The following is a 24,191-nucleotide window of genomic DNA, read 5'->3' on the forward strand; positions in this document are numbered from 1 at the left end:
TGAGGCTTCTCAGCGAGATCTGCGCGGGGTGCTTAGCGTCGGTCGGTATGAACTTGTCTCGATCTGCGTCAGCGTCATGGGGGCTTCCGGTCTCGTCGGGGGGCTTGGGACTGGGGGTGGCCTCGGCTTCGGCTTCGGTTTCCGCTTCGGGTTCGGGGGCGGTGCGGTCGGCGGGGCCGGAGCCGGTGCCGACGATGGGGCCGGAGTCGGTGGGGGTGTCGGAGGCGTTTTCGGGGGCGGCGGGGCCTTTGGCTCCTTCGGTTCCCTCGGCTCGTCTTGGCTCTTCGGGGGCGTCTGCTCCTTCCGTCTCCTCGCCGGCTTCGCCTGCGCAGGATTTCTCGGACCCGCCGGATGGGATGGCGGCTCCACCCGGCGGGGCGGAGCGGCGGGAGTGGGAGCGCGAGAGGGTGCGGGCCCGGGTTGCGGCGATCTTCGGTGACGCAGGGAGCGCTGCCGAGGCCGGCCCGCCGCCCCCAGGGCATGATCCTCCGCGCGCACGCCGGGGGGAGCGGGCGTGGTCTGCCGTACGCGAACGGCTCCCGCTGTGGGTGCAGTTACGGTGTGGCACCGACCCGAAAGCGCTCACTGCCCTGGTCCTGGTGCTCGTGGTCGCTGTGGGGTTCGCCGTGCAGCACTTCTGGGCGGGGCACCCCGAGCCGGTACGGGCCCCGGCGGTGGAACGGGCCGGAGGGGCGCCCGGCCCCGGCTCACGAACACCGTCTCTGCCGTCAGCGTCCTCGTCCGCCACTGCGGTGGCGAACGGCCCGCCGGGCAATGCGGGGCGTCAGCTGGTCGTCGATGTCACGGGCAAGGTCCGGCATCCCGGGATTCAGCGGATGCCGCCGGGGTCGCGGGTGGTGGACGCCTTACGGGCCGCCGGTGGCGTGCTGCGCGGGACGAACCTCCGCGGGCTCAACCGGGCGCGGCTGCTGACCGACGGGGAACAGATCGTGGTCGGGGCAGCCGCTGGCGGGGCCGGGCCCGGGGGCGGTGCCGGTGCCGGTTCCGCTGAGGTGGGGGCCGGCGTGTCGGGGAGTGGGCCGCCGAGTGCCGGGGCTGCGGGCGGTCCGGTCAGTCTCAGCACGGCGACCGAGCAGCAGCTCGACTCCCTCCCGGGCGTGGGCCCTGTCCTGGCCCGTCACATCGTCGAATTCCGCACTCAGCACGGTGGGTTCACCTCAGTGGACCAGCTTCGTCAGGTGACCGGTATCGGAGACCGCCGCTTCGCCGATCTGCGCGCCCTGGTGGTGCCATGACCAGTCCTCGCGCCACCGTGCACGCCACGGCAGCCTCACCGCACGGTGCCTCGGACCCACGTCAGGAGGGACCGGCCGATCTGCGGCTGGTCGCGCCCGCACTGGCAGCCTGGGCGGCCGCGGCGATCGGTCTGGGCGCCCCCGGCGGGGGAGTGGCGGTGGCCTGTGGCGTGGCCGTGGTGCTGGCGGCCCTCGCCTTACGGGTGGCTGGGGTGCGGAGCAGGGCCGAGCGTGAATCAGGGGTGGAGGAGCAGCAGCCTGGTGTTGCTCCTCTGACCGGCACCGGCCGACGGGGAGCGGAGTCGCCCCGGCGCCGCTTGCCCCGCGTCCGGTCGGTCGGCTCCTTGGCGGCCCTGGCTGCCGTGTTGCTGTGTGCCGCGGCGGGGGCTGCGTCCGCCGCGCTGCATGCCGCGGACCTGCGGCGTGGGCCGCTCCCGGCCCTCGCGGACCACTATGCGCGGGCCGCGGTGGAACTGGAGGTGACGGGCGATCCACGGCTGACCCGCCCCAAGGTGCGCGGATCCCAACGCACGCCCCCGGTCTTGGTCTTCACTGCCGATGCCGTCCGTGTCACCGGGCCGAATGGCGAGGTCACCGCGGTCCGCACGCCCGCCTTGGTGGTCGTGCAGCGGCCGGGAGGAGGGAGCGGCGGTCATCGGGGCATCGCGTCGGAGTGGCGGGAGTTGTTGCCGTCGACTCGGATCCGGGTGATGGCGCGGGTGGCGCCGCCGTTGTTGTCCGGCGATCAGGTGGCCGCCGTGCTGCGGGTTACGGCCGATGAGCCGCCGGTCAAGGTGGGTGCGCCGGACGCGCTACAGCGGTTGGCGGGGAGTCTGCGTGCGGGGCTGCGTGCGGCCACCGACGGGTTGCGTGCCGATGCCCGGGCGTTGTTGCCGGGGCTCGTGGTGGGGGACACCTCGCGGGTGCCGCCGGATCTGGATGACGCGTTCCGAGCCACCGACCTGACGCATCTGCTCGCCGTGTCCGGCAGCAATCTGACGATTGTGCTCGCGCTGCTGATCGGCCCGCCGCATCTTGCGACGCGCGCCGAGCGCCGTGGTCTGGCGCCACGTCTGGGATTGTCGCTGCGCGGTACGGCGGTCATCGGCGGCGCGCTCGCCCTCGTCTTCGTTGTGGTGTGCCGCCCGGACCCGAGCGTGCTGCGGGCCGCCGCCTGCGGTCTGATCACGTTGCTGGCGATCGGGACCGGTCGCCGTCGTACGCTGCTCCCCGCGCTCGCCGCCGCGGTCCTGCTGCTGGTGCTCTACGACCCCTGGCTCGCCCGCAGTTACGGCTTTCTGCTCTCTGTCCTGGCGACCGGCGCTCTGCTGCTGCTCGCACCGCGGTGGAGCGCCGCACTGCAACGGCGCCGGGTGCCGCCCCGTCTTGCCGAGGTGCTGGCCGCCGCGGCCGCAGCTCAGGCGGTCTGCGCGCCCGTCGTCGCCGTGCTGGCGGCCCGGGTGGGTCTGGTCGCTGTGCCCTGCAATCTGCTGGCCGAACTGGCCGTCGGCCCCGCGACCGTCCTGGGCTTCGCGGCCCTGGCCGTCGCTCCGATCGTGCCGCCGGCCGCCCAGGCGCTGGCGTGGTGCGCGGGCTGGCCCGCCGAATGGATCGCCGGTGTCGCCCGTACGGGAGCGGCGCTGCCGGGGGCGGAGTTCGCCTGGCCGGGCGGCTGGGTCGGTGGGTTGGCGCTGGCGGCCGCCATGGTGGTCCTGGTGCCGGTCGGCCGCCGGGTACTGCGCCGCCGATGGCTCTGCGTGCTCTGCGCGTTGGCGGTGATCCTGGCGGTGTGCCGCCCCGCACCGTTCACCCGGGTCCTCACGGGCTGGCCGCCGCCGGGTTGGCGAGCCGTGGTCTGTGATGTCGGGCAGGGCGACGGCCTGGTGCTGGCAGCCGGCGACGGTACGGCGCTGGTGGTGGACACCGGTCCCGATCCCCACCTCATCGACCGCTGCCTGACCGACCTGGGCGTCCGCCGCATCCCCCTGCTCGTTCTGACGCACTTCCACGCCGACCATGTGGACGGGCTCCCGGGCGCGCTCCGCGGGCGCTCGGTCGGCGCGATCGAGACCACAACCCTGCAAGAACCTCCGGGACAGGCGCAGTTCGTGCGCAGTACGGCCGCCGAGGCCCGGGTGCCGATCGTCCGCGCCACACCGGGTGAGCGCCGCCGCCTGGGCCCGCTGACCTGGGAGGTCCTCTGGCCACCCGCCGCGCCCACCCTTCCTGGTCCCGCCGCCCCCGCCCCCGGCCTTGGCGCTTCTGGTGGCCCTGGTGGTCCCGACAGCCCGAGTAGCCCCGGCACCCCCGCCGACTCCACCGACTCCAGCGACTCCACCGTCTTCGACGGCCCCAACGACGCCAGCGTCACTCTGCTCGTCCGTACGGGAGGGCTGACCATTCTGCTGCTCGGTGACCTCGAACCACCTGCGCAGCAAGGGCTGTTGGCGGCACACCCCGAGCTTGGTGCTGTCGATGTCCTGAAGGTGGCGCACCACGGCTCCGCCTATCAGGACCCTCCGTTGATGCAGCGGCTGGCGCCACGCCTGGCGCTGATCTCCTGTGGTGCCGACAACCCGTACGGCCATCCGGCGCCCCGCACCATCGCCGCACTCCGCGCTCAGGGCGCCCGGGTGCTGCGTACGGACACCGACGGAGCCATGGCGGTCCTAGGCACGACGGCTGGGCTGTCCGCCACGGTCACCGGCCACCGGGTCATGATGAGCCTGACCGGCGGCCCGAGACTCCGGGGCCGTACGCACCCGGGTGTGGTTCGGGCCGGTGGCCGTAGAGCAGGCAGGCGTCGTTCAAGGGGCCGCCTCCGTCCCAGGGCCCAACGCCACTTGATACGCAACCTCAGCCGTCCACGGAGCCCCCGGAGCCCCCGCAGGCCGCCTCCGAGATGGCACCGAGCCGCCACCCGGGAGGCCGTCTGAGGCGGGCCCCACGTCGCCGCCCCCCTGCCCACCCGGCGATCGTCGCAGCGACCGCGGCAACCGCAGCAACCGCAGCGGCCCCAGCGACGACCGCAGAATTGGAGAAGGACTCAGAACCAGGATCAGTAGACTCCAGATTATGAGGATGAGTGAAGGCGTCGAGTGGGGCCTGCACTGTTGTGTGACGCTGGCCTGGCTCGAAGGGGACGGGCCCGTGTCCACCGCTCGGTTGGCGGCTTCCTTCGAGTTGCCGGCGGCCTACCTGAACAAGCGGCTTCAGGCCCTGGTACGGGCCGGGATTCTGAGTTCCACGCCCGGCGCGCGGGGTGGGTTCCAGTTGGCACGGTCCCCGGAGCGGATCACCCTCATGGACGTCGTTGCGGCGATCGAGGGCGCCGACGATGTCTTCCGGTGTACCGAAATCCGTCGGCGTGGGGCCGGCGCGGCGGCGTCCGGCAGGGAGTTCGGCCGGTCCTGTGGCATCAGCGCCGCGATGCGCAGGGCCGAGCTGGCCTGGCGGCGTGAGCTGGCCGCACAGACCCTTGCCGACGTGATGGCCGGTACGCCCGCCTCGGCGGCGGAACGGACCCGCCGCTGGTTCGCTGCGGAGAGGACGCACACCTGATGGACACCGCTGCCACTGACGCCTACCTGGAACGGATCGGCGCCGACCGCCCCGCTTCCCCCGATGCCGAGGCGCTGCGGGCACTGCACCTCAGACATCTGCGCACCGTCCCCTTCGAAAACCTCTCCATCCACCTCGGCGAGGAGATCGTGCTCGCGGAGCAGCCGGTGCTCGACAAGATCGTCGGTGCCCGGCGGGGCGGCTTCTGCTATGAGCTCAACGGTGCGTTCGCCATGCTGCTGGGCGCGCTGGGGTATGAGGTCGAGCTGATGGCCGCGCGCGTGTTCGGCGCCGAGGGGAAGGTCGGGATCCCGTACGACCACCTTGCGCTGCGCGTCCAGACGTCCGACGGGCCGTGGCTCGCGGACGTCGGCTTCGGCCGGCACAGCCACTTTCCGCTGCGCTGGGACAGCCGTGCCGAGCAGACCGACCCCGGCGGTGTGTTCCGGATCGAGGAGACGGCGGACGGCGATCTCGATGTGGTGTGGGACGGCTCGCCGCAGTACCGCATCGAGCAACGTCCGCGCGCGTACGCGGACTTCGAGGTCGGCTGCTGGTGGAACCGCACCTCGCCCGCGTCGCACTTCACCCAGTCCCTGGTGTGCTCCCGGCTGACGGAGACCGGTCGGATCACGCTCTCCGGCCGTACGCTCGTGACCACCGCGGCGGACGGTGCGCGGGAGGAGCGCCTGATTGCCGCTGACGAGATCCTCGCCGCCTACCGGGAGCACTTCGGGATCGTGCTGGACCGGGAGCCCGTGGCGGGCGAGGTGCAGCCGCCTGGGGGCGGAGCCCAGGGACGCTCGTAGCGGTCCGCCGTCCGGCCGTCGGCAGTCGTCCGGCCGTCGGCGGTCGTCCGGCCGTTGGGAGTGGTCCGGCCGTCGGAGTCGTCCGGCCGTCGGGAGGGGCGCGGGCTGTCGTTACTCGGCCTCGCGCCAGCCCTCGTACTCCGCCGCGAGGTCGTGCAGCCGCGCGGGGTCGTGTTCGGCCTCCGGGTCCTCGACGACCACCAGCCACTGGGCGTCCTCGGCGTCGTCCTCACCGGCCAGGGCGTCCCGTACGAGCTGAGGCTCCTCGGCGACACCGAAACGTTCGGTCAGGGCTTCGGCGACCTCCTCGGCCGCGTCGCGGTCGGGCAGCACCAGTACGTGGCGCACGGGTCGTACCTCGGAGTGGTGGGGGGCTGCGTCATTCACCCGGCCATTGTCCGACAGGGGGAGGGCGGCCCGGTGCGGCAGGGGGCGGTGTGCGCTCGGGCCGGTTTGTCAGTGGCACGTGGGATGCTGGACCGCGATGGCCAGGAAGACAGCTCACGATGACCCGCTTGCCCCCGTCACGATCGCGGTGGGCCAGGAAGACCTGCTGCTGGACCGCGCGGTGCAGCAGGTGGTGGCCGCCGCCCGGGCGGCGGATGCGGACACCGATGTGCGTGACCTCACCCCCGATCAGCTACAGCCCGGCACCCTCGCTGAGCTGACCAGCCCTTCGCTCTTCGCCGAGCGCAAGGTCGTCGTGGTGCGGGCCGCCCAGGACCTGTCCGCGGACACCATCAAGGACGTCAAGGCGTATCTCGGCTCGCCCGCCGAGGAGATCACGCTGGTGCTGCTGCATGCCGGCGGCGCCAAGGGGAAGGGCCTGCTGGACGCCGCCCGTAAGGCCGGAGCGCGGGAAGTGGCGTGCCCCAAGATGACCAAGCCGGCCGACCGGCTGGCCTTCGTACGGAGCGAGTTCCGTGCGACGGGGCGTTCGGCGACGCCGGAGGCCTGCCAGTCGCTGGTGGACGCGATCGGCAGCGATCTGCGTGAGCTGGCATCGGCCTGTTCGCAGCTGGCCGCCGACGTCGAGGGCACGATCGACGACGCCGTGGTCGCGCGGTACTACACCGGCCGGGCCGAGGCTTCGAGCTTCACCGTCGCGGACCGCGCCGTCGAGGGCCGGGCCGCCGAGGCGCTGGAGGCACTGCGCTGGGCGATCGCCACCGGCGTCGCCCCCGTCATGATCACCAGCGCGCTGGCCCAGGGCGTCCGCGCCATCGGCAAGCTCGCCTCCGCCCCTCGCGGCGCCCGCCCCGGCGACCTCGCCCGCGACCTGGGTATGCCGCCCTGGAAGATCGACCGGGTCCGGCAGCAGATGCGCGGCTGGTCGGCGGACGGTGTGGCCACGGCGCTCCGCGCGGTGGCGGCGGCCGACGCGGGAGTGAAGGGCGGCGGCGACGATCCCGAGTACGCGCTGGAGAAGGCCGTCGTGACGATCGCCCGGGCGGCCCGGTCGCGGTGAGGTGACGGTGGCCGGGCGTCGAGGGAGCGGTGCGACGGCGGCCGGGGGGCGGGGGGCGATGCGACGGTGGCCGGGGGTCGGGGCGCCGGGGTAGTGGTGAGGCGGCAGCCGGGGGCGCCCGGGCGCTCTCACCGAACCCGCCGGCTCCCTCACGGGGGCCGCGAGTACCGAACCGGGCCCTGACGCCCCTCACGGGACAGCGAGCCCTTACGGGACGGTGAGCTGCCCACCAAGCCCGCGAGCCCCACCGAGCCGCACCCTCCTCACCGCACGCCCCCCGTCACCGAACCCCAAGCCCCTCACCTGGACCCCAAGCCCCTCACCGGGACCGCGAGTTCTGGAGCCTTTTGAGGGTTTCCGTGGCGCTGGTCTTCAGCATCGTGGCGACCTCGTCGGCGGTCGGCTGCTTGGTGGAGCTGCTGCTTGATGCGTAGTTCGACCATGTCGACTGGTAGGTCATCCAGCCGTCCCGGACGCCGAGGATCACATACGAGCTGGAGCTTGTGCTGCCGTCGTCCTTCCGGGTCACCAGAAAGGCCTCGTCGCCGAGGCCCGGTACGGCCTCGACCCGGTAGCCGGTGGAGGCGTCCTGCTTCTCGTACGAGCGGTAGCTGTCGGCGAATTCGGGCGCGGGGTCGGCCTTCTTGTGCAGGGTGGCTGTGTTGGAGAGCCAGATCGACGAGTAGTCGGAGCTACTGGCGTTCTTCTTTTCCAGCGAGGTGTTGCACCACATGATGTCCAGCGAGTTCTGTTGTGCGCCGCTGTGCTGCGGGTTGGCATCCTTCGAGGCGGTGCCGGTGCTCTCCTTGGTCTTGAGGCCGGCATTCTCGAACGGGGTCATCGAGGTGTCCGCGCACAGATCACCGGTATAGCCGTAGCCCGCGAGATCGGGGCTGGGCTCGGAGGAGAAACCGCCGGTCGCGAACAACAGCGAGCCCCAGACCGCGGAGGTGGCGACGGCCCCGCCGATCGCCCAGAGCCAGCCGGACATGCCGCGGCCCGTGCCGTTCGGCGGACCGGCCGCTCCTAGGGGCGTGCCTGCTGCCGGATAGCCGTATCCGCCGGCCGGCCCCAGCGGCGGGTGCTGCTGTACGTAGGGATTCTGCTGTGCGGGCACCGGATTCTGCGGTGCCGGAACCTGGCCGTAGGGATGGGGCTGCGGCCGGCCGTAAGGATTGTTCTGATCCCCCGATATGGACATGGGCGCAGCGTAGCGGACCCCGCCGAAAGTGAACCCGGCTCGGCGCCGTGAATTCCCTCGACGGCGGGTAAGCCCGATCTACCGGAGGGAGGCGACCCTCCGCCAGGAAATCTCGCCGCCCGCAACAAGGGCCCCTGGACATATTTCCCGTAACAAAAACCACGCGCCCAGTAAAAGCCCGACAGCAGATGCCCCCCACCACATCCCCAGCACCCACCACATCCACAACAAATCCCACAGCGCAAATCCCACCCAGATCCCACAACGCAAATCCCCCACCAAGTTGCGCTACAAAACCGCAAGACGCCGCAAGGAACAGCAAGGGCCCGCGAGGAAACGTCTCAACCCCGCGAACGGCCTCCCGGCCAACGATCAACAAAAGCCCAGCAGCGCACTGCCCCCACCCCCATGACAAAAGGCCCCGCCTCATCCCTGGGGAAGGGGGAGGCGGGGCCTTCGTATCAAGCTGTGGTGGCTTCGTCGGCGGTGGTGGCCGCCGGGTGAGCCGGGTGCGCCGCACCCGCGTGGCGAACGCAGGCCGTGTGCGGCGCGGTGGTGCACCGGTCAGGGAGCGGAGAGAGGGGCCGCTGGGTCCCTGTCGGCAGGGTTAGTGCTCTGGTATTGCGGTGGGTCGAAGATCAGGGCCGAACAGGCCGGAGATCTTCTTCCGGAGGAAGGTCAGCCCTTGAGGGACGCGACCTTCTTCGCCAGCGCCGACTTCTTGTTGGCGGCGGCGTTCTTGTGGATGACACCCTTGCTGACGGCCTTGTCGAGCTTCTTGGCAGCCTCGGCCTGGGCGGTGGTGGCCTTCTGCAGGTCACCGGCCTCCACGGCCTCGCGGGTGCGACGGATCGCGGTCTTCAGAGTGGACTTGACAGCCTTGTTGCGCTGACGAGCCTTCTCGTTCGTCTTGATCCGCTTCATCTGGGACTTGATGTTCGCCACGAAAGAGCCTTTTCAGGTTCGTTGGAGTTTCGAGTTGCGCCTCGTACGAGAGAGGGCACGAAGCGCAGTGGACCAGGCTACCAGCAGGCTCTACAGCGACCCAAACCGGACCGCACCCACCGTCTGACCGCCGCCCCACCACCGCCCAAACCGGACCGAGCCCCTCGCTCATGGGACGATGGGGGGAGACGTCATATACCCGAGTCCCGCCTACCCGCGTTCACTGAATGGACCCTGCGTGCCCGCGACCCCTACGAACGTGCCGGAGCCGAGCCGTACCGATCCGGCCCTCCTCCGTAACTTCTGCATCATCGCGCACATCGATCACGGCAAGTCGACGCTCGCCGACCGGATGCTTCAGATCACCGGTGTCGTCGACCAGCGGCAGATGCGCGCGCAGTACCTCGACCGCATGGACATCGAGCGCGAGCGTGGCATCACGATCAAGTCCCAGGCGGTCCGGCTGCCCTGGGACCCCTCCGAGGGTGAAGAAGGACGTGGCACGACCCACATCCTCAACATGATCGACACCCCGGGCCACGTCGACTTCACCTACGAGGTCTCCCGGTCGCTCGCCGCGTGCGAGGGCTGCATCCTCCTCGTCGACGCCGCCCAGGGCATCGAGGCCCAGACCCTCGCCAACCTGTACCTGGCGATGGAGCACGACCTCACGATCATCCCCGTCCTCAACAAGATCGACCTGCCGGCCGCGCAGCCCGAGAAGTTCGCCGCCGAGCTGGCCAATCTGGTCGGCTGTGAGCCGGAGGACGTGCTGCGGGTCTCCGCCAAGACCGGTGTCGGCGTGGCCGAGCTGCTGGACAAGGTCGTCCGCGAGGTGCCGCCCCCGGTCGGCGTCAAGGACGCCCCCGCCCGCGCGATGATCTTCGACTCGGTCTACGACGCCTACCGCGGTGTCGTGACCTATGTGAAGGTCGTCGACGGCACGCTCAGCAAGCGCGAGCGCATCCGGATGATGTCGACCGGCGCGGCGCACGAGCTGCTGGAGATCGGTACGAACTCCCCGGAGATGAAGGCCGCCGACGGGCTGTCCGTCGGTGAGGTCGGCTATCTGATCACCGGTGTGAAGGATGTCCGGCAGTCCAAGGTGGGTGACACGATCACCCAGCTCAGCAAGGGTGCCGAGGAGCCGCTGGGCGGCTACAAGGACCCCAAGCCGATGGTGTTCTCGGGGCTGTATCCGCTGGACGGCTCCGACTACCCCGAGCTGCGTGACGCGCTCGACAAGCTCCAGCTCAACGACGCCGCGCTGGTCTACGAACCGGAGACCTCCGCGGCCCTGGGCTTCGGCTTCCGCGTCGGCTTCCTGGGCCTGCTGCACCTGGAGGTCATCCGGGAGCGGCTGGAGCGCGAGTTCGGCCTCGATCTGATCGCCACCGCGCCGAACGTGGTTTACCGCGTGGACATGGAGGACGGCGCCGAGCACGAGGTCACCAACCCGAGCGAGTTCCCGACGGGCAAGATCGACAAGGTGCACGAGCCGGTCGTCCGGGCCACGATCCTGGCGCCCAGCGAGTTCATCGGCGCGATCATGGAGCTGTGCCAGAACCGCCGCGGCAACCTCCTCGGCATGGACTACCTCTCCGAGGACCGCGTCGAGATCCGCTACACGCTGCCGCTCGCCGAGGTCGTCTTCGACTTCTTCGACCAGCTCAAGTCCAAGACCCGGGGCTACGCCTCGCTGGACTACGAGCCCACCGGCGAGCAGGTCGCCGACCTGGTCAAGGTCGACATCCTGCTGCACGGGGACAAGGTCGACGCCTTCTCCGCGATCTGCCACAAGGACAAGGCGTACGCGTACGGCGTGCGGCTGGTCGCCAAGCTGCGGGAGCTGATCCCGCGGCAGAGCTTCGAGGTGCCGATCCAGGCCGCCATCGGCAGCCGGGTCATCGCCCGTGAGACGGTCCGCGCCATCCGCAAGGACGTCCTCGCCAAGTGCTACGGCGGTGACATCTCCCGTAAGCGGAAGCTGCTGGAGAAGCAGAAGGAAGGCAAGAAGCGGATGAAGATGGTCGGCAGCGTGGAGGTCCCGCAGGAGGCCTTCATCGCGGTGCTGTCCTCGGACTCCGACGGTGACGCGAAGGCGAAGAAGTAGCGCGTGGCCGGTGACGGCCGCCGCTGAGCGGCGACGGCAGGGCGTCGGTCCCCATGGCGGGCCGGCGCCCTGCCGGCTTTTCGGGCCGCAGCCGGGGAGGAATGCCCGGGAGGGCGCCGGGGGTGGCGTGCTCCGGCCCGGCGGGTGTGATCTGGTGGTGATGACCGGCGCGGCTCACAATCGGGGCATTGCGCGTGCTACGTACACCTATCGTGCCGGTCACATCGTGAACCAGTAGGTCGCAGCCCCTTACGTGGCGGCGCATCGCGCTCTAGTCTGATCACGCTCAAAGGTTACTCGCGAGTCACCAGCAACGAAGCGGGCCCCGGAGGACGCCGTGACGGACACCCACACGCTGATCGAAAACCGGCCGCCCTCGGTGGCCCACCTCTTCCTGGAGCGGGTGGCGGCCACGCCCGACATCGAGGCCTATCGCCATCCCGTCCCCCCGGCCTCGGGCCAGGGGCCGGACGACTGGAAGGCGATCAGCTGGGCCCAGGCCGCGGAGCGGGTCTACGCCGTGGCCGCCGGGCTCATCGCCCTCGGCGTACGTCCCGAGGAGCGGGTGGCGCTGGCCTCGAACACCCGCGTCGAGTGGATCCTCGCCGACCTCGGGGTGCTCTGCTCCGGCGCCGCCACCACCACGGTCTACCCCAGCACCAACGCCGAGGAGACCGCGTACATCCTGTCCGACTCCGGCAGCCGGGTGCTGATCGCGGAGGACGCCGGACAGCTCGCCAAGGCCCGCGAGCGGCGGGCTGAGCTGCCCGAGCTGGCGCATGTCGTCGTCATCGACGAGACGGGCGCGGAGCCCGCCGAGGGCGACCCGGAGGGCTGGGTGCTCACCCTCGCCGAGCTGGAGAAGCGCGGCACCGCCTATCTGGAGGAGCACCCGGAGTGCGTCAAGGAGCGGGTGGCCGCGCTGCGGGCCGACCAGCTGGCGACGCTCATCTACACCTCCGGGACCACCGGCCGCCCCAAGGGCGTCCGGCTGCCGCACGACTGCTGGTCGTACATGGCCCGCGCGATCCAGTCGACGGGGCTGGTCCATGAGGACGATGTGCAGTACCTCTGGCTGCCGCTGGCGCACGTCTTCGGCAAGGTGCTCACCGCCGGGCAGATCGCGACCGGCCAGGTGATCGCTGTGGACGGCCGGGTCGACAAGATCATCGACAATCTGCCGGTCGTCCGGCCCACGTACATGGCGGCCGTGCCGCGGATCTTCGAGAAGGTCTACAACGGGGTCGCGGCCAAGGCCCGCGCGGGTGGCGGCGCCAAGTACAAGATCTTCCAGTGGGCGGCCGAGGTGGCCCGCGAGTACGCCAAGGTCTCGCAGGACAACTTCCGCCGCACCGGCAGCGCCTCGGTGCCGTTCGCACTCGGCGCCAAGCACAAGATCGCCGACGCGCTCGTCTACGCCAAGCTGCGGGAGGCGTTCGGCGGCCGGCTGCGCGCCGCGGTCTCCGGATCGGCCGCGCTCTCGCCGGAGATCGGCTACTTCTTCTCCGGCGCCGGCATCCACATCCTGGAGGGCTACGGCCTGACGGAGTCCAGCGCCGCCAGCTTCGTCAACCCCGGCGAGGCGTACCGCACCGGCACGGTCGGCAAGCCGCTGCCCGGCACCGAGGTGCGGATCGCCGAGGACGGCGAGATCCTGCTGCGCGGCCCCGGCATCATGCAGGGCTACCACGGCCTGCCGGACAAGACCGCCGAGGTCCTGGAGGAGGACGGCTGGTTCCACACCGGCGACATCGGCGAGCTCTCCCCGGACGGCTATCTGCGGATCACCGACCGCAAGAAGGACCTGATCAAGACCTCGGGCGGCAAGTACATCGCGCCGGCCGAGGTGGAGGGCCAGTTCAAGGCGGTCTGTCCGTTCGTCTCCAATGTGCTGGTGCACGGCGCCAACCGGAACTTCTGCACCGCGCTGATCGCCCTCGACGAGCCGACCATCCTGACCTGGGCGGCGGAGCACGGCCTGGGCGGCAAGGGCTACGCCGAGGTCGTCGCCACCGACCAGGTCCGGGAGCTGATCGACGGCTATGTCGAGCGGGTCAACGAGGGGCTCCAGCGCTGGCAGCAGATCCGCAAGTTCCGGCTGCTGCCGCGTGACCTGGACATCGAGCACGGCGAGGTGACCCCGAGCCTCAAGATCAAGCGGCCCGTGGTGGAGCGGACGTTCAAGGACCTGCTCGACGACATGTACTCGGGGGCGCGCGAGGCGTAGCCGTACGGCACGGCGATACGGGCCCGGCGGTACGGGACGGGCGGTACGGGGCGGGCCGGTCGGCTCCGCCCCGTGCCGCCGTGCCCTGCCGCCGTGCCGGCAGGTCCGTCCCGTGCCCGCCGTGCCCGCCACTCCGCCCCCGTCGGCCAACTCCCGCGGTACGTCAGCCGAATTGATGGCTGCGACCACCCACTTCTGTGACTCAGTGCTTATGGCTGCGCTCGTTCTGTCACTCTGTCGGTGGCGCATCCGGCGCTGTAGCGGAGCTGGTCGGGAGTTGCTCAATGAGGACGACAACTTCGTCTCCACGGGACGACGACGTCACGGCGGCGCGCGCGACGAGGACGGACGGGTTCCCCGGCGGACCCGCGGCCGGGGCCGCCGACGGTCCCGGCGTCCGTTCCCGCCGGGCCAGCCTGCCCGGTGATCCGCAGGCCGCTGCCGCCGCCCGGCGCTTCGTCCGGGCCACCTTCGCCGACTGGGCCGGCCGGCGGCTGACCGGCGCGGAGAACCTGACCGACCGGCTCGCCGACGAAGCGGTGCTGCTGGTCAGCGAGTTGGTGACGAACGCCGTCGTGCACGCGGGCACCACCGTCGAACTGCGCTGCCGGCTGGACCCGGAGGTCGGGCGGGAGGGGGAAGCGGAGCCGTACCGGCGCCGCGACCGGGAACCGTACGAGGCGCCGCGCCGGGAAGCGGCGGCCGCCCCGGGGGCCGGCGCCGAGGACGCCTCCGGCCCCGGCATCGTCATCGAGGTCTCCGACCACCACCCCACCCAGCCGGTCCGTGCCCGTGCGGAGAGCGCCGCGTCCGAGAACGGCGGGCACGGGCTCCAGCTGATCAGCGCGGTCGCCGAATCCTGGGGCGTCACCTACCGCCGGGCCATGAAGACCGTGTGGTTCCGGCTGCCCCTGGGGGCCGCGGGCCGGCCGGAGTCCGAGTTCACCCTCGACAACCAGCTGCTCCAGCGCGAGCTGCGGGCCGCCGAGCTCCTCGCCCCGGCCCCGCGCCGGGCCGCCCGGACGGAACCCGGCAGCGGCCGGGTCGACAACGGCGCCCTCTCCTTCCTCGCTGAGGCCTCCGATCTGCTCTCCGGCCAGCTCGACGCCGATCAAGTCGCCGCGCTCGCCGCCCAGTTGATCGTGCCCCGGCTCGCCGAGTGGTGCGCGGTGTGGCTGTACGACGGCGACAGCGGCGCACCCGGCCGGGGGATCGCCCAGGCCGGCGACGAGCAGCGGCTCGCCGGCGTCTGGCACACCAGCGAGAGCCGGATCGACGCGCTGCGCACGGCGCTGGAGAAGCAGCCGCCGGAGTTTCCGGGCGGCGGCGCGTCCGGCGGCGCACCGGGCATCGTGCCCTGGCCCTGGCCGTACGAACCGGGCGGCTACGGCCCCGGCGGCGCCGCACTGGCCTGCCCCCTGGTCGCCGGCGGCCGGCGGCTCGGCACCCTGCTGCTCGGCCGGGGCGGGCTGCCGCACTTCCCCGACGAAGTGGTCGCGCTGATCGAGGACCTGTGCCGCCGAGTCGCCCGCGCGGTCGCCACCGCCCGCGCCTACAGCCGCCAGGAGCGCATCAGTCAGGTCCTGCAGCGCCGGCTGCTGCCCCGGGGGCGGGCGCGGGTGCCCGGGGTGGAGTCGGCGGTGGTCTACGAACCGCGTGAGGGCGCCTGGGCGGGCGGCGACTTCTGGGACCTGTTCGACGCCGGGGACGGCCGCTGGTGCTTCGCGCTCGGCGATGTCTGCGGCAGCGGCCCGGAGGCGGCGGCGGTGACCGGGCTGGCCCGGCCGGTGCTGCGGCTGCTGGCCCGGGACGGTTTCGGGGTCGCGGCGGTGCTCGACCGGCTCAACAAGACCATGGCGCGGGAGGCCGCGGACTCGGTCGCGGCGGTCGCGGCGGCGGTGGCGGCGGCCGGCGCCGGGGCGGAGGCGCCGGTCGAGATCCGTGAGGAGGGCGAACAGGCCCGCTTCCTGTCCCTGCTCTACGGCGAGATCGTCCCGTATCCCGGCGGCTCCGGCGGCGCCCGCTGCACCCTCGCCAGCGCCGGCCACCCGCTGCCGCTGGTCCTGGGCACGGATGGCGCGGTCCGGGTCGTGGCGGCGCCACAGATGCTGCTGGGAGTGGTCGAGGATGCCGCGTACGTCAGCGAATCGTTCGACCTCTGCCCGGGGGAAACGCTTCTGTGCGTCACCGACGGGGTGACCGAGCGGCGCTCGGGGCGGCGGCTCTTCGACGACGAGGACGGCCTCGCCACCGCCCTCGCCGCGGGCGCCGGCCTGGGCGCCACCGCCCTCGCGGACCACATCCGCCGCACCGTCCACGCCTTCGGCCCCACCCCGCCCGACGACGACCTGGCCCTGCTGGTCCTCCAGGCCTCGGGACCCGGGGTGTCCTGAGGCACAGCGGCGCCGGACCGGCACCGCCCCGCGATGACGGACAATGGTTCCCATGCCTTCCGCACTGCCTGATGGTGAGCCGATGCCCGAGGACGGGGCGCTGCCCGGTCATACCGCGGCCGGGGCCGCCGGGCGCCCCCTCGGCTTCTATCTGCATGTGCCGTACTGCGCGACCCGCTGCGGCTACTGCGACTTCAACACCTACACCGCGAGCGAGCTGCGCGGTTCCGGCGGCGCCCTGGCCTCCCGGGACAACTACGCCGACACCGTCGTGGAGGAGATCCGGCTGGCCCGCAAGGTGCTGGGCGACGACCCGCGCCCGGTCGAGACGGTCTTCGTCGGCGGCGGCACCCCGACCCTGCTGCCCGCCGCCGATCTCGCCCGGATGTTGGCCGCGATCCGCGAGGAATTCGGCCTCGCGCCCGGCGCGGAGATCACCACCGAGGCCAACCCGGAGTCCGTCGACCCCCGCTACCTCGACGAACTGCGCGCGGGCGGCTTCAACCGCGTCTCCTTCGGCATGCAGAGCGCCCGGCAGCACGTCCTGAAGATCCTCGACCGTACGCACACCCCCGGCCGCCCCGAAGCCTGTGTCGCCGAGGCCCGCGCCGCCGGCTTCGACCACGTCAACCTCGATCTGATCTACGGCACCCCGGGCGAGACCGACGACGACTGGCGCGCCTCCCTCGACGCCGCGATCGGCGCCGGCCCCGACCATGTCTCCGCCTACGCCCTGATCGTCGAGGAGGGCACCCAGCTGGCCCGCCGGATCCGCCGCGGCGAGGTCCCGATGACCGACGACGATGTGCACGCCGACCGCTACCTGATCACCGACGAACGCCTCGCCGCGGCCGGTTTCACCTGGTACGAGGTCTCCAACTGGGCCACCACCGACGCCGCCCGCTGCCGCCACAACGAGCTCTACTGGACCGGCGCCGACTGGTGGGGCGCCGGCCCCGGCGCCCACAGCCACGTCGGCGGCGTCCGCTGGTGGAACGTCAAACACCCCGGCGCCTACGCCCAGGCCCTCAGCGAGGGCCGCTCCCCGGGCGCCGGCCGCGAGCTCCTCTCCGCCGAGGACCGCCGTGTCGAACGCATCCTCCTGGAGCTGCGCCTCGCGGACGGCTGCCCGCTGGACATCCTGGCCCCGGCGGGGGCGCGGGCGGCGGCGCGCGCCCTGGCCGACGGCCTGCTGGAGCCGGCGCCGTACGAGGCCGGCCGGGCCGTGCTGACCCTCCGGGGGCGGCTGCTGGCGGATGCGGTGGTGCGGGATCTGGTGGACTGATCACTCGGCAGAGTGATCTCCCCCCGAGACCCGGTCCGCCGGGCAACGCCGTTCCTAGGCTGCCGCAATACATCGGCAGACAGGGATAGTTGGGCGGCTGGCCACAGTGCACGATCAGGGCATCGAGGAGTACTTCGCGGAGTTCGAGCCTCCAGAGGGCTTCCGGGCGGAGCTCCTGCGCCGGGAAATCCTGCTGAGCGGCGGAACGGATATCGTCCACAACAGGATCGTCAGCGAGGTGCTCGGCCAGATTCCGCGCGACCGCTGGCGCGGATTCGCGACACAGCACCTCGCGTTCCCGGGGGAGGTCAGCAAGCCGCAGCCCGACCTGGTGGTGATGGAGCGCGGACGATGCGGGCGTTCCGGATGGCTCGTGCCCGCTTCGGACGTGACGCTGTTGCTTGAGGTGGTCTCCCTGCGCAGCGCGGACCGCGACTACGGCCTGAAGCGCTCCATCTACGCCGCCGGGGGTGTCCCCGCGTACTTGATCATCGACCCGTACGACGCCCACTGCGTCCTGCTCACCGAGCCCGTCGGCGCCGGTGAGGAGGCCGACTACACGGTGTAGCGGATCACCGAGTTCGGCGACCCCGTGCCGCTGGAGCCGCTCGGCACCGAGCTGGACACCACCGACTTCGGGACGCTTCCCGGGGTCAGGCCACATCGCCGCCCGTGACGAAGTCGATCAGCTCCTCCACCCTCCCCAGCAGCGCCGGCTCCAGGTCCTTGTAGGAGCGCACGCAGGAGAGGATCCGCTGCCAGGCGGCGCCGGTGTTCTCCGGCCAGCCCAGTGCCCGGCAGACGCCCGTCTTCCAGTCCTGGCCGTGCGGGACGGCCGGCCAGGCCGGGATGCCGACCGAGGACGGTTTCACGGCCTCCCAGATGTCGATGTACGGGTGGCCCACCACCAGCGCGTGGTCACCGGTCACCCCGGCCGCGATCCGGGACTCCTTCGAGCCGGGTACGAGATGGTCGACGAGGACGCCGAGGCGGGCGTCCGGGCCGGGGGAGAAGCCGCGGACGATCGCGGGCAGGTCGTCGATGCCCTCCAGGTACTCCACGACGACGCCCTCGATGCGCAGGTCGTCGCCCCAGACTCGTTCCACCAGCTCGGCGTCGTGCCGGCCCTCCACATAGATGCGCCCGGCGCGGGCGACCCGTGCGCGGGCGCCGGGGACGGCCAGCGACCCGGACGCCGTACGCGCCGGAGTGGTGGCGGCCGGCCCGCTCTGGGGGCGTACGAGCGTGACCACCCTGCCCTCCAGGAGGAAGCCGCGCGGCTCCATGGGAAAGACGCGGTGCTTGCCGAAGCGGTCCTCCAGGGTGATCGTCGGGCCTTGCGCCGTCTTCTCGCAGCGGATCACCGCGCCGCAGAAGCCCGAGGTGACCTCCTCGACGACCAGATCGGGTTCGGCGGGGACCTCGGGCGCCGTGCGCTGCTTCTTCCAGGGCGGGGTGAGGTCGGGGCTGTAGTGCCTGTTCTGCATCGAGTGGGGCCTGTTCTCTGCGGGTGGTCGGTGTTTCGGCCGGGGGTCCGGGGGTCGCCCCCGGGGGATGCAGTCAGGGCGGGGTGAGGTCGGGGCTGTAGCGCTTGCTCTGCATTGGGGCCTGTCCGTGGGTGAGCGAGCGGGGGTCAGGAGGGGGCGACGCCGAAGCGGGCGGCGAGGGCGGCACGCTGGGCGCGGACGAAACCGGCGTCCACCACGGCGCCGTGGCCGGGCACATACCGCGCGTCCTCGCCGCCGAGGGCCAGCAGCCGGTCCAGTGCGCCGGGCCACCGCCGCGGCAGCGCGTCCGGGCCCGCCTGGGGTTCGCCGGACTCCTCGACCAGATCGCCGCAGAAGACGATCTCCGGGGACCCGCCCCGGCCCGGTACCAGGACCGCGAGATCGTGCGCCGTGTGGCCGGGGCCGACATTGGCGAGCAGCACCTGCCGGTCGCCGAGCTCGACGGTCAGCTGGTCGTGGACGTGGTGGTGCGGGGCGACCAGCAGATCGGCGGCCTCGGCGGCCGCGTCACGGTCGACGCCGTGCCGTATCGCGTCGTGCCGCAGCGCGTCCTTGCCGCGGCGCAGCAGCTCGCCCAGTCCGGCCGCGCCGAAGACCTCGACGCCCGCGAAGGCAGCCGTGCCCAGCACATGATCGAAATGCGGGTGGGTGAGCGCGATATGCGTCACGTTCCGGCCCAGCACACCGCGGATCGCGCGCCGCAGATCCGCCCCGTCGCGCAGGGTCGCGCCGGTGTCGACGATCATGACGCCGGTGGTGCCCGCGATCACGCCGATCGTCTCGTCCCAGCCCGGCATCCGGCGTCTGGCGACACCGTCACCCAGCTGTTCCCAACCGGCCTCTTCCCAAGACGTGTGCATACCGAGACGCTAGCGCCATCGCGATAGCGTTGCCCGACAGATCGACCGAACACGGTCACCGGGCGGGTGCTGTGTGCGGCCGCCCTTGCCGTGTCCGTGCTACTCGGCCGTACACTGGCTCAAGGTCTGGCACTCGGCCCGTGTGAGTGCCAGGAGAGTCGAGACGGCGGACGGCCGGACTGGAGGTGCGCGGGATGCTCAGTGAACGCAGGCTCGAAGTGCTGCGCGCCATCGTCCAGGACTATGTCGGGACGGAGGAGCCGGTCGGCTCCAAGGCCCTGACCGAACGCCATCAGCTCGGCGTCTCCCCGGCCACCGTCCGCAACGACATGGCCGCCCTGGAGGACGAGGGTTTCATCGCCCAGCCGCACACGAGTGCCGGGCGCATCCCGACCGACAAGGGCTACCGCCTGTTCGTCGACAAGCTGGCCGGTGTGAAGCCGCTGTCCAGCCCGGAGCGGCGGGCGATCCAGAACTTCCTGGACGGCGCCGTCGATCTCGATGACGTGGTGGGCCGCACGGTCCGGCTGCTGGCGCAGCTGACCCGGCAGGTCGCCGTCGTGCAGTACCCGTCCCTGACCCGGTCCACGGTCCGGCACGTCGAGCTGCTGGCCCTGGCCCCGGCCCGGCTGATGCTGGTGCTGATCACGGACACCGGGCGGGTCGAGCAGCGGCTGATCGACTGCCAGGCACCGTTCGGCGAGACCTCGCTGGCGGATCTTCGGGCCCGGCTCAACAGCCGGGTCGTGGGGCGCCGGTTCGCGGATGTGCCGCAGTTGGTGCAGGATCTCCCGGAGTCCTTCGAGCAGGACGACCGCAGTACGGTCTCGACAGTGCTGTCGGTGTTGCTGGAAACTCTGGTGGAGGAGACCGAAGAGCGGCTGATGATCGGCGGCACCGCCAATCTCACGCGCTTCGGGCACGATTTCCCCCTGACCATCCGGCCGGTGCTGGAGGCCCTTGAGGAGCATGTGGTGATGCTCAAGCTTCTCGGCGAGGCCAAGGACTCGGGCATGACCGTACGTATCGGGCATGAGAATGCCCATGAAGGCCTGGCGTCCACATCGGTCGTCACGGTCGGCTACGGTTCGGGCGACGAGGCAGTCGCCAAACTCGGCGTGGTCGGACCGACCCGCATGGACTACCCCGGAACGATGGGAGCGGTACGCGCAGTGGCACGTTACGTCGGACAAATCCTCGCGGAGTCGTAAGTGGCCACGGATTACTACTCGGTCCTCGGTATCGGACGCGACGCCTCGCAGGACCAGATCAAGAAGGCCTTCCGTCGGCTGGCGCGTGAGCTGCACCCGGACGTGAACCCGGATCCGAAGACCCAGGAGCGGTTCAAGGAGATCAACGCCGCTTACGAGGTGCTCTCGGACCCGCAGAAGAAGCAGGTCTACGACCTCGGCGGGGACCCCCTGTCGCAGGCGGGCGGCGGCCAGGGCGCGGGCGGCTTCGGCGCGGGCTTCGGCAACTTCTCCGACATCATGGACGCGTTCTTCGGCACCGCGTCGCAGCGCGGGCCGCGCTCGCGCACCCGCCGCGGCCAGGACGCCATGATCCGGCTCGACGTCGAGCTGACCGAGGCGGCCTTCGGTACGACCAAGGACATCCAGGTCGACACCGCCGTCGTCTGTACGACGTGCAGCGGCGAGGGCGCGGCGCCGGGTACCTCGGCGCAGACCTGTGACATGTGCCGCGGCCGCGGTGAGGTCTCGCAGGTCACCCGGTCGTTCCTGGGCCAGGTCATGACCTCGCGGCCGTGCCCGCAGTGCCAGGGCTTCGGCACGGTCGTCCCCACGCCGTGCCATGAGTGCGCGGGCGACGGGCGGATCCGCTCCCGCCGCACCCTGACCGTCAAGATCCCCGCCGGTGTCGACAACGGCACCCGCATCCAGCTCGCGGGCGAGGGCGAGGTCGGCCCCGGCGGCGGCCCCGCCGGTGATCTCTACGTGGAGATCCACGAGCTGCCGCACCCGGTCTTCCAGCGGCGCGGCGACGATCTGCACTGCACGGTCACCATCCCGATGACGGCGGCGGCGCTGGGCACGAAGTGCCCGCTGGAGACGCTGGACGGGGTCGAGGAGATCGATGTCCGGCCCGGTACCCAGTCCGGCCAGTCGATCCCGCTGCACCAGCGCGGGGTGACCCATCTGCGCGGCGGCGGCCGCGGCGACCTCATCGTCCATGTCGAGGTGCAGACGCCCACCAAGCTCGAACCCGAGCAGGAGGAGGCGCTGCGGCGGCTGGCCAAGCTGCGCGGTGAGGAGCGGCCCACGGGGCAGTTCCAGCCGGGGCAGCAGGGTCTCTTCTCGCGGCTGAAGGACGCGTTCAACGGGCGATAGCCCAGGTCGGCCCGGGGTCCGCGGAGGTTCCCCGGGCCCGCGTGGCAGCCACCGCCCCCGTTCGGGGCGGTGCGGTGGGCGTGACACGATGTGCTCATGCCCAGCGCACCGACCGATCTCTGCCGCTACCCGATCGTGCAGGCCCCGATGGCGGGAGGCGGCTCCGGACCCGAGCTCGCCGCCGCCGTCTGCGAGGCCGGCGGTCTCGGCTTCCTCGCCGCCGGCTACAAAACCGCCGACGGTATGTACCAGGAGATCAAACAGCTGCGGTCGCTGACCGACCGGCCCTTCGGCGTCAACCTCTTCATGCCGCAGCCCTCCCTGGCCGACGGCTCCGTCGTCGAGGTCTACCGCGAACAGCTCGCCGGCGAGGCCACCTGGTACGAGACCGAACTCGGTGACACCGACGGGCCCATCGACGACGGCTACGAGGCCAAGCTCGCGATACTGCGCGAGGACCCGGTGCCGGTGGTGTCCTTCACCTTCGGCTGCCCCTCGCGTGCCGTCCTCGACGCGTTCGCCAAGGTCGGCACGTACACCGTCGTGACGGTCACCACCGCCGCCGAGGCACAGGCCGCGCAGTGGTCGGGTGCGGACGCGGTGTGTGTGCAGGGCGTGGAGGCCGGCGGCCACCAGGGAACCCACCGGGACGATCCGCACGCGGACGGGACCGGCGCGGGGCTGGGGCTGCTCGCGGCGCTCGGCCAGGTCCGGGAGGCCGTGCAGATTCCGATGATCGCCGCGGGCGGGCTGATGCGCGGGTCGCAGATCGCGGCGGTGCTGGCCGCCGGGGCGACCATGGCGCAACTGGGCACCGCCTTCCTCGCCACCCCGGAGTCCGGCGCCAACCCGCTGCACAAGCAGGCCCTGACCAACCCCCTGTTCACGCATACGGAGTTGACCCGGGCGTTCTCCGGGCGGCCGGCCCGCGGGCTGGTGAACCGCTTCCTGCGCGAGCACGGCCCGTACGCACCGGCCGCCTACCCGGCCGTCCACTACCTCACCTCCACCGTGCGCAAGGCCGCCGCCAAGGCCGGCGACCCCCAGGGCATGAACCTGTGGGCCGGGCAGGGCCACCGGCTGGCGCGGGAGCTGCCCGCCCGGCAGCTGGTGGAGGTGCTGGCGGCCGAACTGGACGCCGCGCGCGCCGCGTTGCACCGCACCGCCAACGGAACCGCCTCATGACCGCGCCGGTCTTCCTCGTCGAATCGCTCGCGGGCGTACGGGCCGGCGGCACCCTGACGCTGGACGGTCCCGAGGGCCGACACGCGGTGTCGGTACGCCGGCTGCGGACCGGCGAGGAGGTCGTCCTGACGGACGGTCACGGCACCGGCGCCCACGGCACGGTTGCCGCCGTCGAGGGCAAGGACCGGCTCACCGTTGCGGTCACCGAGCTGCGCAGCGAGGATCCGCCCCGGCCCACGATCACCGTCGTCCAGGCGCTCCCCAAGGGCGACCGCGGGGAGCTGGCCGTCGAGACGATGACCGAGACCGGCGTGGACGCCATCGTGCCCTGGCCGGCGGCGCGTTGTGTCACCCAGTGGAAGGGCGAGCGGGCCGCCAAGGCGCTGGGCAAATGGCGCGCCACCGCCCGCGAGGCCGGCAAGCAGTCGCGCCGGCTGACCTTCCCCGAGGTCGCCGACCCGCTGACGACCAAGCAGGTGGCCGCGCTGCTCGCCGACGCCGACTTCGCGGCCGTCCTCCACGAGGAGGGCAGCACACCGCTCGCCACCGCCGAACTCCCCGCCGAGGGCCGGATCGTGCTCGTCGTCGGCCCGGAGGGCGGGGTCTCCCCGGAGGAGCTCACCGCCTTCGCGGAGGCCGGTGCGAAGCCTTACCGGCTGGGGAGGACCGTGCTGCGGACCTCGACGGCCGGGACGGCGGCCACCGCGCTGCTGCTGGGGCGTACGGGGCGGTGGAGCTAAGCGCTGCGCTTTGGCTTCGGGCCCACGTTTTTGGCCTCCCCGCCGTGGTTGTTGCTCGCCGTTTGTGGCCCGCTTGCGCGGTGCCCCCGCCGTCGCGCCGGTCCGCTGCGCTTTGCCTTCGGGCCACGCTTTTGGCTTTCTCGCCGTCGCGCCTGCGGCGGGCCGGGTCCGCTGCGCGGGGCTGTTGGGTGCGGGGACGGGGGGGGGGGGGGGGGGGGGGGGGGGGGGGGGGGGGGGGGGGGGGGGGGGGGGGGGGGGGGGGGGGGGGGGGGGGGGGGGGGGGGGGGGGGGG

The 24,191-nt window shown here is 72.0% G+C and carries 19 protein-coding genes; 14 read left to right on the forward strand and 5 right to left on the reverse strand.

The window, feature by feature from the left end; all coding sequences use genetic code 11:
* The first annotated feature begins 599 nt into the window (after positions 1-599).
* From ACZ4XD_RS27740 to ACZ4XD_RS27755, 4 genes are all read left to right on the forward strand, one after another.
* On the forward strand, positions 600-1,256 hold the full coding sequence (locus ACZ4XD_RS27740) for a ComEA family DNA-binding protein (RefSeq protein ID WP_468046467.1): 657 nt from the start codon (positions 600-602) through the stop codon (positions 1,254-1,256).
* The gene (locus tag ACZ4XD_RS27745; protein WP_468046469.1) at positions 1,253-4,192 is read left to right on the forward strand and encodes a ComEC/Rec2 family competence protein; all 2,940 of its coding nucleotides are present in this window, start codon (positions 1,253-1,255) and stop codon (positions 4,190-4,192) included. Before ACZ4XD_RS27740 ends, ACZ4XD_RS27745 begins: the two co-directional genes overlap by 4 nt.
* Positions 4,193-4,331: 139 nt before the next feature.
* Positions 4,332-4,817, forward strand: coding sequence for an RrF2 family transcriptional regulator (locus tag ACZ4XD_RS27750; RefSeq protein WP_468046471.1), 486 nt, complete (start codon positions 4,332-4,334; stop codon positions 4,815-4,817).
* A complete protein-coding gene (locus ACZ4XD_RS27755) occupies positions 4,817-5,626 on the forward strand; it encodes an arylamine N-acetyltransferase family protein (protein WP_468046473.1) in 810 nt (269 codons plus the stop codon). The genes ACZ4XD_RS27750 and ACZ4XD_RS27755 overlap by 1 nt, the downstream gene beginning before the upstream one ends.
* A 111-nt stretch (positions 5,627-5,737) precedes the next feature.
* On the opposite strand, the gene ACZ4XD_RS27760 is transcribed toward ACZ4XD_RS27755, so the two are convergent.
* On the reverse strand, positions 5,738-6,013 hold the full coding sequence (locus ACZ4XD_RS27760) for a hypothetical protein (RefSeq protein ID WP_468046475.1): 276 nt from the start codon (positions 6,011-6,013) through the stop codon (positions 5,738-5,740).
* Positions 6,014-6,110: 97 nt separating this feature from the next.
* Here ACZ4XD_RS27760 and holA point away from each other — a divergent pair, with 97 nt between their 5' ends.
* Positions 6,111-7,094 (forward strand): DNA polymerase III subunit delta, encoded by a 984-nt coding sequence (gene holA / locus ACZ4XD_RS27765; protein ID WP_397969590.1) that lies wholly within the window; start codon positions 6,111-6,113, stop codon positions 7,092-7,094.
* A gap of 319 nt (positions 7,095-7,413) precedes the next feature.
* On the opposite strand, the gene ACZ4XD_RS27770 is transcribed toward holA, so the two are convergent.
* A complete protein-coding gene (locus ACZ4XD_RS27770) occupies positions 7,414-8,295 on the reverse strand; it encodes a hypothetical protein (protein WP_468046477.1) in 882 nt (293 codons plus the stop codon).
* 678 nt (positions 8,296-8,973) lie between these two features.
* Positions 8,974-9,240: a 30S ribosomal protein S20 gene (rpsT, locus tag ACZ4XD_RS27775; RefSeq protein WP_030249540.1), complete on the reverse strand. Its 267-nt coding sequence runs from the start codon at positions 9,238-9,240 to the stop codon at positions 8,974-8,976.
* Between the two features lie 238 nt (positions 9,241-9,478).
* Here rpsT and lepA point away from each other — a divergent pair, with 238 nt between their 5' ends.
* From lepA to ACZ4XD_RS27800, 5 genes are all read left to right on the forward strand, one after another.
* Positions 9,479-11,353, forward strand: a complete 1,875-nt coding sequence (lepA, locus tag ACZ4XD_RS27780; protein WP_468046479.1) for a translation elongation factor 4 — start codon at positions 9,479-9,481, stop codon at positions 11,351-11,353.
* 337 nt (positions 11,354-11,690) lie between these two features.
* Entirely contained in the window at positions 11,691-13,580 is a 1,890-nt protein-coding gene (locus ACZ4XD_RS27785; RefSeq protein ID WP_468046481.1) for an AMP-dependent synthetase/ligase, read from the forward strand.
* A 284-nt stretch (positions 13,581-13,864) separates the two neighbouring features.
* Positions 13,865-15,973, forward strand: coding sequence for a SpoIIE family protein phosphatase (locus tag ACZ4XD_RS27790; RefSeq protein ID WP_468046483.1), 2,109 nt, complete (start codon positions 13,865-13,867; stop codon positions 15,971-15,973).
* A 52-nt stretch (positions 15,974-16,025) separates the two neighbouring features.
* Entirely contained in the window at positions 16,026-17,258 is a 1,233-nt protein-coding gene (gene hemW, locus ACZ4XD_RS27795) for a radical SAM family heme chaperone HemW (protein WP_468046485.1), read from the forward strand.
* A gap of 106 nt (positions 17,259-17,364) precedes the next feature.
* Positions 17,365-17,826, forward strand: coding sequence for a Uma2 family endonuclease (locus ACZ4XD_RS27800; RefSeq protein WP_468046487.1), 462 nt, complete (start codon positions 17,365-17,367; stop codon positions 17,824-17,826).
* Between the two features lie 85 nt (positions 17,827-17,911).
* Here ACZ4XD_RS27800 and ACZ4XD_RS27805 read toward each other — a convergent pair whose 3' ends face one another.
* Together ACZ4XD_RS27805 and ACZ4XD_RS27810 are read right to left on the reverse strand one after the other, a co-directional pair.
* Entirely contained in the window at positions 17,912-18,745 is an 834-nt protein-coding gene (locus tag ACZ4XD_RS27805) for a DUF3097 domain-containing protein (RefSeq protein ID WP_468046489.1), read from the reverse strand.
* Between the two features lie 146 nt (positions 18,746-18,891).
* Positions 18,892-19,626 carry an MBL fold metallo-hydrolase gene (locus tag ACZ4XD_RS27810; RefSeq protein WP_468046491.1) on the reverse strand — a complete coding sequence of 245 codons (735 nt, stop codon included), beginning with the start codon at positions 19,624-19,626 and terminating at the stop codon, positions 18,892-18,894.
* Between the two features lie 194 nt (positions 19,627-19,820).
* Between ACZ4XD_RS27810 and hrcA the strand changes: the two genes are divergently transcribed.
* The 4 genes from hrcA to ACZ4XD_RS27830 all read left to right on the forward strand — a co-directional run bounded on the left by hrcA (position 19,821) and on the right by ACZ4XD_RS27830 (position 23,899).
* Entirely contained in the window at positions 19,821-20,837 is a 1,017-nt protein-coding gene (hrcA, locus tag ACZ4XD_RS27815; RefSeq protein WP_388192612.1) for a heat-inducible transcriptional repressor HrcA, read from the forward strand.
* Positions 20,838-21,974 carry a molecular chaperone DnaJ gene (dnaJ, locus tag ACZ4XD_RS27820; protein ID WP_423664285.1) on the forward strand — a complete coding sequence of 379 codons (1,137 nt, stop codon included), beginning with the start codon at positions 20,838-20,840 and terminating at the stop codon, positions 21,972-21,974.
* 96 nt (positions 21,975-22,070) lie between these two features.
* Entirely contained in the window at positions 22,071-23,159 is a 1,089-nt protein-coding gene (locus ACZ4XD_RS27825; protein WP_468046494.1) for a nitronate monooxygenase, read from the forward strand.
* Entirely contained in the window at positions 23,156-23,899 is a 744-nt protein-coding gene (locus tag ACZ4XD_RS27830; RefSeq protein ID WP_468046496.1) for a 16S rRNA (uracil(1498)-N(3))-methyltransferase, read from the forward strand. The genes ACZ4XD_RS27825 and ACZ4XD_RS27830 overlap by 4 nt, the downstream gene beginning before the upstream one ends.
* The last annotated feature ends 292 nt before the right edge of the window (positions 23,900-24,191 follow it).

This window comes from Streptomyces sp. NPDC029466, from assembly GCF_055574515.1.